Annotated in this window: 11 protein-coding genes and 1 pseudogene; 8 read left to right on the top strand and 4 right to left on the bottom strand. The window is 73.3% G+C overall.

Annotated elements, in window-relative coordinates; all coding sequences use genetic code 11:
- From IH13_RS0112315 to IH13_RS0112305, 3 genes and pseudogenes are all read left to right on the top strand, one after another.
- A pseudogene (locus IH13_RS0112315) lies at nt 1-365 on the top strand (bifunctional methylenetetrahydrofolate dehydrogenase/methenyltetrahydrofolate cyclohydrolase); the annotation flags it as partial.
- Between the two features lie 21 nt (nt 366-386).
- Nucleotides 387-1,013 (top strand): DUF3017 domain-containing protein, encoded by a 627-nt coding sequence (locus IH13_RS0112310; RefSeq protein ID WP_031083765.1) that lies wholly within the window; start codon nt 387-389, stop codon nt 1,011-1,013.
- 530 nt (nt 1,014-1,543) lie between these two features.
- Nucleotides 1,544-2,533 carry a malate dehydrogenase gene (locus tag IH13_RS0112305; RefSeq protein ID WP_031083763.1) on the top strand — a complete coding sequence of 330 codons (990 nt, stop codon included), beginning with the start codon at nt 1,544-1,546 and terminating at the stop codon, nt 2,531-2,533.
- Nucleotides 2,534-2,621: 88 nt separating this feature from the next.
- On the opposite strand, the gene IH13_RS0112300 is transcribed toward IH13_RS0112305, so the two are convergent.
- Together IH13_RS0112300 and IH13_RS0112295 are read right to left on the bottom strand one after the other, a co-directional pair.
- On the bottom strand, nt 2,622-3,359 hold the full coding sequence (locus tag IH13_RS0112300; protein WP_031083762.1) for an isocitrate lyase/PEP mutase family protein: 738 nt from the start codon (nt 3,357-3,359) through the stop codon (nt 2,622-2,624).
- Between the two features lie 13 nt (nt 3,360-3,372).
- Nucleotides 3,373-3,888: a carboxymuconolactone decarboxylase family protein gene (locus tag IH13_RS0112295; protein ID WP_031083760.1), complete on the bottom strand. Its 516-nt coding sequence runs from the start codon at nt 3,886-3,888 to the stop codon at nt 3,373-3,375.
- Nucleotides 3,889-3,935: 47 nt separating this feature from the next.
- Between IH13_RS0112295 and IH13_RS0112290 the strand changes: the two genes are divergently transcribed.
- From IH13_RS0112290 to IH13_RS0112280, 3 genes are all read left to right on the top strand, one after another.
- On the top strand, nt 3,936-5,339 hold the full coding sequence (locus IH13_RS0112290) for a MocR-like pyridoxine biosynthesis transcription factor PdxR (RefSeq protein ID WP_031083757.1): 1,404 nt from the start codon (nt 3,936-3,938) through the stop codon (nt 5,337-5,339).
- A gap of 125 nt (nt 5,340-5,464) precedes the next feature.
- Nucleotides 5,465-5,740: a hypothetical protein gene (locus tag IH13_RS0112285; protein WP_031083755.1), complete on the top strand. Its 276-nt coding sequence runs from the start codon at nt 5,465-5,467 to the stop codon at nt 5,738-5,740.
- Between the two features lie 5 nt (nt 5,741-5,745).
- Nucleotides 5,746-6,933 (top strand): glutathionylspermidine synthase family protein, encoded by a 1,188-nt coding sequence (locus IH13_RS0112280; RefSeq protein ID WP_031083754.1) that lies wholly within the window; start codon nt 5,746-5,748, stop codon nt 6,931-6,933.
- Nucleotides 6,934-6,963: 30 nt separating this feature from the next.
- On the opposite strand, the gene rocD is transcribed toward IH13_RS0112280, so the two are convergent.
- Complete coding sequence (rocD, locus tag IH13_RS0112275) at nt 6,964-8,169, bottom strand: ornithine--oxo-acid transaminase (RefSeq protein WP_031083752.1); 1,206 nt, start codon at nt 8,167-8,169, stop codon at nt 6,964-6,966.
- A gap of 202 nt (nt 8,170-8,371) precedes the next feature.
- Here rocD and trpS point away from each other — a divergent pair, with 202 nt between their 5' ends.
- Both trpS and IH13_RS0112265 read left to right on the top strand, forming a co-directional pair.
- Nucleotides 8,372-9,385: a tryptophan--tRNA ligase gene (gene trpS, locus IH13_RS0112270; protein ID WP_031083750.1), complete on the top strand. Its 1,014-nt coding sequence runs from the start codon at nt 8,372-8,374 to the stop codon at nt 9,383-9,385.
- A 124-nt stretch (nt 9,386-9,509) separates the two neighbouring features.
- The gene (locus IH13_RS0112265) at nt 9,510-10,100 is read left to right on the top strand and encodes a 2'-5' RNA ligase family protein (protein ID WP_031083749.1); all 591 of its coding nucleotides are present in this window, start codon (nt 9,510-9,512) and stop codon (nt 10,098-10,100) included.
- Between the two features lie 16 nt (nt 10,101-10,116).
- Here the strand turns inward: IH13_RS0112265 and IH13_RS0112260 are convergent, their stop codons facing one another.
- Nucleotides 10,117-10,875 (bottom strand): decaprenylphospho-beta-D-erythro-pentofuranosid-2-ulose 2-reductase, encoded by a 759-nt coding sequence (locus IH13_RS0112260; RefSeq protein ID WP_031083747.1) that lies wholly within the window; start codon nt 10,873-10,875, stop codon nt 10,117-10,119.
- Nucleotides 10,876-11,018 lie beyond the last annotated feature (143 nt).

Raw genomic sequence — 11,018 nt, 5'->3', positions numbered from 1 at the left:
CCATCGGCCGTCCGCTGCCGCTGCTGCTGACCCGCAAGTCGGAGAACGCGACCGTCACCCAGTGCCACACGGGCACCCGCGACCTCTCGGCGCACCTGCGCCAGGCCGACATCATCGTCGCCGCCGCCGGAGTCCCGCACCTCGTCAAGCCCGAGGACGTCAAGCCGGGCGCGGCCGTGCTCGACGTCGGCGTCAGCCGGGACGAGAACGGCAAGATCGTCGGAGACGTGCACCCCGGCGTCCGCGAGGTGGCCGCCTGGGTCGCCCCGAACCCGGGCGGCGTCGGTCCCATGACCCGCGCCCAACTGCTGGTCAACGTGGTCGAGGCGGCCGAGCGCGCCGCGTCCGCTGTCTCCGCCGGCTGATCCCGGCCCGGAAGGAACGCCATGGGTGCTGGTACGAGTCCGGCGGACGGCACGCGGTCGGACGCGACGCGGCCGGACGCGGCGCACGCCGACGAGTCGTCCGAACCGGCCGGGACGACCGTGCCCGGGGGGCCGGAGAGCTCCGAGGGCGAGGGGGAGCCGGGCGGTCCGGCGGCGGACGGGACGGCCGCCCCGGACGGTCCCGCCGAGGAGGGGACGGCCACGGCCGGTGAGGGCGGCGACCCGGCCCGGGCGGCGTCCCGGCGGTTCTCCCTGACCCATGACACGGCCCGCCCCGAGGGCGGCGGCCGGGCGGCGCCCGGTGACGCCCCCGCGCCCGCCCGGCAGTGGCCCCTGCTGACGGTGCTCTGCACCGCCGGTGCGGGGCTACTGGTCGTGGCGCTGGACCCCTTCGCCGAGGCCTTCAGGATCGGCGCGATACTGATCGGCGCCGCCCTCCTGGCGGGTGCGGTGCTGCGCTGGGTGGTGCCGTCCGTCGGCATGCTCGCCGTGCGGTCCCGGTTCACCGATCTCGTCACCTACGGCCTGATGGGCGCCCTGATCGTGCTGCTCGCACTGATGGCGCAGCCCAAGCCGTGGCTGGACGTCCCGTTCCTCCAGGACGTCGTCCACTTCACGATCCGTTAGGCCCGCGTCGAACGTCCCCCCTTCCCGGAAGGGTGGTGTCCGTCCCCTCCCCCGAGAAGGGACGGACACCGGACGCGGCGTACCGGTGCGGAGAGCGCCGGCCGGCGGTGAGCCGAGCGGCCTCGCCCCGTCCTGGCTTCAGCGTCATGGACATGCGGTATCCGCTTCAAGGGGCGTCTGGGGCCTGTGGCACGGAAGTGACCGTTCCGCCACCGTGTGACCGTGCCGCAACGAGCGGTAACAGACCCGGTGCGGTGTGGCGGTTCGACGGCGCCCGGCGCTCGCCACCGGCCGGACCGGCCGCACCCCGCCCTGTCGGGCCACCGCGCGGACCCCGGCGCGCGCGCCCCGACGACGCGCCGGGCGGATGCGCTACGTGACCGGCTGTGCGCGGTGACACAGGGGGGCGGGCGGCCGTGGAGGGGCGGGGCGGGATAGCCTGATCGCCGGATATCTCTTCACATCAAGATTCAGAGGTGTCCAGCACCAGGGGCAGTACCCCTACCGCCAGCTGTCTAACGGAGACCGCCATGACCCGCACTCCCGTGAATGTCACCGTGACCGGCGCAGCCGGCCAGATCGGCTACGCGCTGCTCTTCCGCATCGCCTCCGGCCACCTGCTCGGCCCGGACGTGCCGGTCAACCTGCGCCTCCTCGAGATCCCGCAGGGCCTCAAGGCCGCCGAGGGCACCGCCATGGAGCTCGACGACTGCGCCTTCCCGCTGCTGCGCGGCATCGAGATCACGGACGACCCGAACGTCGGCTTCGCCGGTGCGAACGTCGCCCTCCTCGTCGGGGCGCGCCCGCGCACCAAGGGCATGGAGCGGGGCGACCTGCTCTCCGCCAACGGCGGCATCTTCAAGCCGCAGGGCAAGGCCATCAACGACAACGCCGCGGACGACATCAAGGTCCTGGTCGTCGGCAACCCGGCCAACACCAACGCCCTCATCGCCCAGGCCGCCGCCCCGGACGTACCGGCCGAGCGCTTCACCGCGATGACGCGTCTGGACCACAACCGGGCGATCTCGCAGCTGGCCGCCAGGACCGGTGCCGCCGTCTCCGACATCAAGAAGCTGACGATCTGGGGCAACCACTCGGCGACCCAGTACCCGGACATCTTCCACGCGGAGATCGCCGGCAAGAACGCCGCCGAGGCCGTCAACGACGAGGCGTGGCTGGCCGAGACCTTCATCCCGACCGTCGCCAAGCGCGGCGCGGCCATCATCGAGGCCCGGGGCGCGTCCTCCGCCGCCTCGGCCGCCAACGCCGCCATCGACCACGTGCACACCTGGGTCAACGGCACCGCCGAGGGCGACTGGACCTCGATGGGTGTCCCGTCGGACGGCTCCTACGGCGTCCCCGAGGGCATCATCTCCTCCTTCCCGGTCACCACGAAGGACGGGAAGTACGAGATCGTCCAGGGCCTGGACATCAACGAGTTCTCCCGTGCGCGCATCGACGCGTCGGTGAAGGAGCTCACCGAGGAGCGCGACGCGGTCCGCGAGCTCGGCCTGATCTGACCGGCCTCCGGCTCCGGCCGGAAAGACGGAAACCGCACGACGGGGCGCCCCCGGCACACGCTGCCGGGGGCGCCCTCGTCTGTCGCGCTCAGCCGGTGAGCAGCCGCGCCGCGAGGTCACGCGCGGCGCTTGTCGCGCGCCGCTGGAGCAGCGGGCCGAAGGTGATCCGGGCCGCGCCCAGTTCGCCGAGGCGCCGGGCGCCGGAGGGGTCGTCGGGTGTGCCGTGCGCGTTGAGCGGGACGGTGACGCCGGCCGCCAGCCAGGTCAGGTGCTCCGCCGGGGCACCGATCGGATAGACGCACTCCGCGCCGGCGGCGGCGTAGAGCCGGGCCCGGCCGACCGTCTCGGCGACCACGTCCGTACCCTCCGGCAGGGCGCGGACGTACGTGTCCACGCGGGCGTTCACGAAGAGGCGCCCGGCCGCCGCGGCGTGCACCGCGGCGAGCCGGTCGGCCTGCTCCCGGGGGTCGAGGAGGGCACCCCCGGCCGAGTCCTCCAGGTTGCAGCCGACCACGCCGGCCTCCAGGAGCCGTTCCACGAGCTCCGCCGGAGCCAGCCCGTACCCCGCCTCGACGTCCGCCGAGACGGGTACGGACACGGAGCCGGCGATCCGGGCGATCGCCGCGAACATCTCGGCGGCCGGGGTCCGCCCGTCCGCGTGGCCCAGCGCGGCCGCGACCCCGGCGCTCGGGGTGGCCAGTGCGGGGAACCCGGCCTCCTCGAACGCGCGGGCGCTCGCGGCGTCCCAGGGACCGGGGAGCACCAGCGGGTCGCCGGGCGGGCGGTCGTGGTGCAGGGCGCGGAAGACCGATACCGGGTCGTTCACCGTGGCCTCCGGGTCAGTGCTTGAGGTCGCCGGGCGCGTAGTGGCCCGGTGCCTGACGGGTCGACACCCCGAAGCGGTTCCAGGCGTTGATGACGGTGATCGAGGCGATCAGCTGGACGAGTTCGGCCTCCTCGAAGTGCTCGGCCGCCTTCGCGTAGACCTCGTCCGGCACGAAACCGTCGGTCAGGACCGTCACGGCCTCCGTCAGCTCGATCGCCGCCAGCTCCTTCTCCGTGTAGAAGTGCTGCGACTCCTCCCAGGCGCTGAGCTGGACGAGCCGTTCGACGGACTCGCCCGCCGCCAGGGCGTCCTTGGAGTGCATGTCCAGGCAGAGGGCGCAGCGGTTGATCTGCGAGGCGCGGACCTTCACCAGCTCGATGAGCTTCGGGTCCAGGCCCTTACGGGACGCGGCGTCGAGGCGGACCATGGCCTTGTACACCTCGGGCGCCAGCGTGGACCAGGGGAGGCGGGCGGGGTGCTCGGGCGCGTATCCGGAGGGCGTGTGCCGGTGGTGCTCGTTCGTCGTCATGGCTACGACGCTACGGCGCCGGTGGCGCGCCGGTATGGTCCATTTCCATGACGGATTCGTGGGCCGCTTTCGGTGCCGATCTGCACATCGAACCGGTCGGGCCCGGGCTCCGCAGCGGGCTGACGGCCGCGCTGCGGGAGGCCGTCCGGTCGGGGCGGCTGCCCCCCGGCACCCGGCTCCCCTCGTCCCGGACGCTCGCCGCCGACCTGGGAACGGCCCGCAACACCGTCGCCGACGCCTACGCGGACCTGGTCGCCGAGGGCTGGCTCACGGCACGGCAGGGGTCCGGGACGAGGGTGGCCCGGCGCGCGCCGGTCGCACGCCGCTCCGGGGCGGGGACGGCCCCGGCCCCGCGGGTACGGCGGCGGCCCGTCCACAACCTGCTCCCCGGATCGCCCGACCTCTCCGGCTTCCCCCGTGCGGAGTGGCTGAAGGCCGCCCGTCGCGCCCTCACCGACGCCCCCCACGAGGCCTTCGGCTACGGCGACCCCCAGGGGCGCGTCGAACTGCGCACCGTACTGGCGGAGTACCTGGCGCGGGCCCGTGGCGTGTACGCGGCGCCGGAACGCATCGTCGTGTGCGCCGGGTTCGTCCACGGACTGTCGCTGCTGGGGAGAGTGTTGCGCCGGCGCGGGGTGCGGGAGGCGGCCGTCGAGTCCTACGGGCTGGACATCCACCGGGACCTGCTGACCGGGGCGGGACTGCGCACCCCGCCCCTGCCGGTGGACGGGCTCGGGGCCAGGACGGAGGAGCTCGCCGGGATGCGGGGGGCCGGCGCGGTCCTGATGACCCCCGCGCACCAGTTCCCGACCGGGGTTCCGCTGCACGCCGACCGGCGGGCCGCGGCGGTCGACTGGGCGCGGTCCCGTTCCGGGCTGATCCTGGAGGACGACTACGACGGGGAGTTCCGCTACGACCGGCAGCCGGTCGGCGCGCTCCAGGGGCTCGACCCGGAGCGTGTGGTCTACCTCGGTACCGCCAGCAAGTCCCTCGCCCCGGGGTTGCGGCTGGCCTGGATGGTGCTGCCGGAGCAGTGGGTGGCGGAGGTCCTGGAGGCGAAGGGCGGCGCCGAGTGGATGCCGGCCTCACCGGACCAGCTGACGCTCGCCGAGTTCATCGCGTCGGGGGCGTACGACCGGCATGTGCGCTCCATGCGGCTGCGCTACCGGCGCCGCCGCGACGCGCTCGTGGCCGCGCTGGCGGAGCGGGCGCCGGACGTCCGGGTGAGCGGCATCGCGGCCGGGCTGCACGCCGTACTCGAACTCCCGCCGGGCACCGAGCGGTCGGTGGTGCAGGCGGCCACCTGGCAGGGGCTCGCCGTGCAGGGGCTGAGCCGCTTCCGGCACCCGGACCTGGCATCCGGCCCCGAGGGACTGGTCATCGGCTACGGCTCGCCGGCCGAGAGCGCCTGGGCGGGTGCCCTGGACGCGCTGTGCCGGGTGCTGCCCTGAGGGCGCCGGGACCGCAGAAAGCGGGGGACGGCGGGTTCAGCCGAAGAGGCCGGAGACCTACCCTGGGACGCGGGGGCCGCCGGGGGCGGCGGCCACTTCGCGACGGTGACGGGGGAGAACAGCACATGGCCAGGCGCAGACTGAGGTCGAGCACCGTGATCCTCGGCGGTATGGGACTGCTCGCGGTGACGATCACCTCGTGTGGATCGGAACCGGACCGGCGGTGCGTGGACCCGGTGACCCGCGAGAAGCTGCCCGGTTACGAGTGCAGCAACAAGAACGGCAACGGCTCGTACTACTACGGCGGCAGCAGCAAGAACGGCTCCTACTCCGGCGGCAGTTTCGACAAGTCCGCCGTGGACCGCGGCGGTTTCGGCTGCTCCGGTACGGGCGGTGGCTGAGCACCGTGGAGCGCCACACCATCGAGCCGCGCCCCGGCTGGCAGGAGACCGTCGAGCGACAGGGACTGGTGTACCCCCTGACCCGCTACCCGGACGGATCGCTGCGGCCCTACTGGGACGAGAGCGCGTACTACGCCTTCACGCCGGCCGAGGTCGAGGCCCTGGAGGAGGTCGTCGGGGAACTGCACGCGATGTGTCTGGCCGCCGCCGCGCACATCGTGGAGAAGAATCGTTTCGCCGATCTCGGCGTCACCGACCCCCGGCTGGCCGGCCTGATCGCCGAGTCCTGGCGGCGCCGTGCCGAACTGCCCTCCCTGTACGGGAGGTTCGACCTCCACTACGACGGCCGGGGCCCGGCGAAGATGCTGGAGTACAACGCCGACACCCCCACCTCGCTGGTGGAGGCCGCGAGTGCCCAGTGGTTCTGGATGGAGGACCGCTTCCCCGGCGCCGACCAGTGGAACTCCCTGCACGAACGCCTCGTCGGGGCCTGGAAGCGGCAGGCGGCCCTGCTGCCGCCGGGGCCCCTGCACTTCGCCCACTCCGACGGCGACGAGAGCGGCGAGGACCTGATGACGGTCGCCTACCTGCGGGAGACGGCCGAACAGGCCGGCGTCGAGACCGAGGCGCTCTCCGTCGAGGGCATCGGCTGGGACCGGCTGGCCGGCCGCTTCGTCGACGACCGGCTCCGCTTCATCCGCAGCTGCTTCAAGCTCTACCCCTGGGAGTGGCTGGCCACCGACCGCTTCGGCCCGCACGTGCTGGAGACCCTCGACAACGGGGGCGGTACCGGCACCACCTGCTGGATCGAACCCGCCTGGAAGATGCTGCTCTCCAACAAGGCGCTGCTGGCCGTCCTCTGGGAGCTCTATCCGGGGCACCCCAACCTGCTCCCGTCCTACCTCGACGGCCCCCGCCGACTCGCCGGCCCCCAGGGGCCGGGGTGGGCCGCCAAACCGCTGCTCGGCCGCGAGGGCGCCGGGGTCACCCTGCACGGGCCGGGCAGCGGTCCGGTGCCGCGCGAGGAGGCGTGCTGCTACCAGGAGCTCGCCCCGCTGCCCGACTTCGACGGCAACCGCGTGGTCCTCGGCGCCTGGGTGGTGGAGGACGAGGCCGCGGGGCTCGGGATCCGGGAGTCGGCGGGGCCGGTCACGGACGAGTACGCCCGCTTCCTGCCCCACGTCGTCCTCTGAGCCCGGCCCCGGCCCCGGCCCCGGCCCCGGTCAGCCGGCCAGCACGGCACCGAGCTGGTCCAGGCCCCAGTCCAGGTCCTCCTCGGTGATGACCAGGGGCGGGGCGATTCGGATGGTGGAGCCGTGGGTGTCCTTGACCAGGACACCGCGCTCCATCAGCCGCTCGGAGATCTCCCGGCCCGTCCCGATCCGCGGGGCGACGTCGATCCCCGCCCACAGACCACGCCCCCGGACCGCCGTCACCGCGTCGCCGCCGGCCAGCAGCCCCAGCTCGCGGTGCAGGTGGTCGCCCAGCTCGGCCGCCCGCTCCTGGTACTCACCGGTGCGCAGCATGGCGATCACCTCCAGCGCGACCGCGCAGGCGAGCGGGTTCCCGCCGAACGTCGACCCGTGCTCCCCTGGCCGGAACACCCCCAGCACCTCGGCGGAGGAGACGACCGCCGACACCGGTACGACCCCGCCGCCCAGCGCCTTGCCCAGGAGGTACACGTCCGGGACGACCCCCTCGTGCTCGAGGGCGAAGGTCCGGCCGGTGCGGCCGAGCCCCGACTGGATCTCGTCGGCCACGAAGAGCACGTTCCGCTCCCGGGTCAGCCGCCGCACCCCGGCCAGGTAGCCCGGCGGCGGCACCAGGACCCCGGCCTCCCCCTGGATCGGTTCCAGCAGCACCGCGACCGTGTTCCCGGTCATCGCCCCGGCGAGCGCGGTCAGGTCCCCGTACGGCACGATCCGGAACCCCGGGGTGTACGGCCCGTAGTCGGCACGCGCCTCCGGATCCGTGGAGAAGCTGACGACGGTGGTCGTCCGGCCGTGGAAGTTGCCGGCGGCGACGATGATCTCGGCCATGCCGTCCGGGACGCCCTTGACGCGGTAGCCCCACTTGCGGGCGGTCTTCACGGCCGTCTCCACGGCCTCCGCCCCGGTGTTCATGGGCAGGACCGCCTCCATGCCGCACAGCTCGGCCAGCTGAGCGCAGAAGTCGGCGAAACGGTCGTGGTGGAAGGCGCGTGAGGTGAGGGTCACCCGCTCCAACTGGGCCCGGGCGGCGTCCAGCAGACGCCGGTTGCCGTGGCCGAAGTTGAGCGCCGAGTAGCCGGCCAGCAGGTCGAGGTACCGCCGGCCCTCCACGTCGGTCATCCAGGCGCCGTCCGCGGTCGCGACGACGACCGGCAGGGGATGGTAGTTGTGCGCGCTGTGCGCCTCGGCGGAGGCGAGGGCTTTCTCCGTGAGCGACACGGGATCTCCGTTCGTCGTGCGGGGCGGGCGGGGTGTGCCCACTTTGTATCGTCGGTCGGATCCCGGACCGGGAAACCTTCACGGGCACGGCGTGCCCCGGCCCACGCGCGGGCGTCCGCGTGCGCCCGGGTACGCGCCGCGCGCGCTCACGTCCTCCCCACCGGCTGCCGGAGATCGCCCGCGCACCTGAGACAATGGGGCCATGGCCTCTGATCGTCCCCGCGTGCTCTCCGGAATCCAGCCCACCGCAGGCTCGTTCCACCTCGGCAACTACCTCGGTGCGGTCCGCCAGTGGGTGGCGCTGCAGGAATCCCACGACGCCTTCTACATGGTGGTGGACCTGCACGCGATCACCGTTCCGCAGGACCCCGTCGAGCTGCGCTCCAACACCAGGCTCGCCGCCGCCCAGCTGCTGGCGGCCGGTCTCGACCCGGAGCGCTGCACGCTGTTCGTCCAGAGCCATGTGCCCGAACACGCCCAGCTCGGCTGGATCATGAACTGCCTCACCGGCTTCGGCGAGGCGTCGCGCATGACGCAGTTCAAGGACAAGTCCGCCAGGCAGGGCGCCGACCGGGCGACCGTGGGCCTCTTCACCTACCCGGTGCTCCAGGTCGCGGACATCCTGCTGTACCAGGCCGACGAGGTCCCGGTCGGCGAGGACCAGCGCCAGCACATCGAGCTCACCCGCGACCTGGCCGAGCGCTTCAACGGCCGGTTCGGCGAGACGTTCACCATCCCCTCGCCGTACATCCTCAAGGAGACGGCGAAGATCTACGACCTCCAGGACCCGGCGGTCAAGATGAGCAAGTCGGCCTCCACGCCCAAGGGCCTGATCAATCTGCTCGACGAGCCGAAGGCCACCGCGAAGAAGGTGAGGAGCGCGGTCACGGACACCGACACGGTGATCCGCTACGACACCGAGAAGAAGCCCGGCGTCAGCAACCTCCTGACCATCTACTCGACCCTCACCGGCACCGCCGTCCCGGACCTGGAGCAGAAGTACGAGGGCAAGGGCTACGGCGCGCTCAAGACCGACCTCGCCGAGGTCATGGTGGAGTTCGTCACCCCGTTCCGGACCCGCACCCAGGAATACCTGGACGATCCGGAGACGCTGGACTCCATTCTGGCCGCGGGAGCCGAGAAGGCCAGGACCGTCGCGGCGGAGACGCTGGCGCAGACGTACGACCGTATGGGACTTCTGCCCGCGAAGCACTGAGTCCAAGGACCCTGGCGAGATCACTGCCCGAAGGGCCACACTGGCGTCGGCACGAGTGACGGCCGACGTCCGGTGTGGCACCCGGCAGGGTCGAGAACCGGCCATCGACACAGAGGAGAACGATGTGGGGACCGTAACGCTTGGCGTTTCGATCGCGGTCCCGGAGCCCTACGGCAGCCTGCTCCAGGAGCGGCGCGCGAGCTTCGGGGACCCTGCCGCCTACGGCATTCCCACCCACGTCACCCTCCTCCCGCCGACCGAGGCCGAGGCGGCCGTCCTGCCGGCGGTCGAGGCGCACCTCGCCCAGATCGCCACGGCGGGCCGCCCGTTCCCGATGCGGCTCTCCGGCACCGGCACCTTCCGGCCGCTCTCACCGGTCGTCTTCGTCCAGGTCGTCGAGGGGGCCTCGGCCTGCTCGTGGCTGCAGAAGCGGGTCCGGGAGCCCTCGGGGCCGCTGGTGCGCGAGCTCCAGTTCCCGTACCACCCGCACGTGACCGTGGCGCACGGCATCGCGGAGGAGGCCATGGACCGCGCGTACGAGGAGCTCTCCTCCTACGAGGCCGCCTGGACCTGCGGCTCCTTCGCGCTGTACGAGCAGGGCACGGACGCCGTCTGGCGCAAGATCCGGGAGTTCCCGTTCGGCGGCGGCGGCGGTGCGCCCGCGGTGCCGGTCCAGGGCGGCTGGTCCGTGGACCAGCCCTCGCTCCAGCCCTGACCCGGCCGGCGGTCCGCTAGCGCACGGGCAGCCGCCTGAACAGCGGGCGCGGCACGTGCCGCAGGGCGGACATCACCACCCGCAGGGCGCCCGGCACCCACACCGTCTCGGAGCGGCGCCGCAGCCCCGTCACGATCGCGTCCGCGACGGCGCCCGGCGTCGTCGCGAGCGGCGCCTCCTCCCGCCCCGCCGTCATACGGGTGCGTACGAAGCCGGGGCGCACGACCATCACGTGCACCCCCGTGCCGTGCAGCGCGTCGCCCAGGCCCTGGGCGAACGCGTCCAGGCCCGCCTTGCTGGAGCCGTAGATGAAGTCGGCGCGGCGGGCCCGCTCGCCCGCCACCGAGGACAGCACCACCAGCGAGCCGTGGCCCTGCGCCTGGAGCGCGCCGGCGCACACCAGTCCGGCGGAGACCGCGCCGGTGTAGTTGGTCTGCGCCACCTGGACCGCGGAGAGCGGTTCCTCCTCGTCGCGCGCCTGGTCGCCGAGGACGCCGAAGGCCAGCAGCACCATGTCGATGTCGCCGTCGCTGAAGGCCTTGCCGAGCACCTCCTCGTGCGAGGCGGGGTCGAGCGCGTCGAAGTCCACCGTACGGACGTCGGCGCCCAGTTCGCGCAGCTCCGCGGCGGCCCGTTCCAGGGCCGGGGAGGGGCGCCCGGCCAGCCGGACCGTACGGGTGCGGCGGGCGATCAGCCGCCGGGCGGTGGCCAGGCCGATCTCCGAGGTGCCGCCGAGGACGAGCAGGGACTGCGGGGCACCGAAGGCGTCCTTCATGGGGGGAGCTCCTGGGAACGAGGTCGTGACGGCGAGGGCGGGTCAGAGGGCGAGCCGGCGGGACAGGTCCGAGCGGAAGGCGCCGTCCGGGTCCAGCTCCCCCCGCAGCCGCCGGAAGTCCGCCAGCCGCGGATACATGGCGG

Source organism: Streptomyces sp. NRRL WC-3549 (assembly GCF_000721935.1).
GTDB lineage: Bacteria > Actinomycetota > Actinomycetes > Streptomycetales > Streptomycetaceae > Streptomyces.
This window is presented reverse-complemented; position numbering and strand designations above follow the sequence as displayed.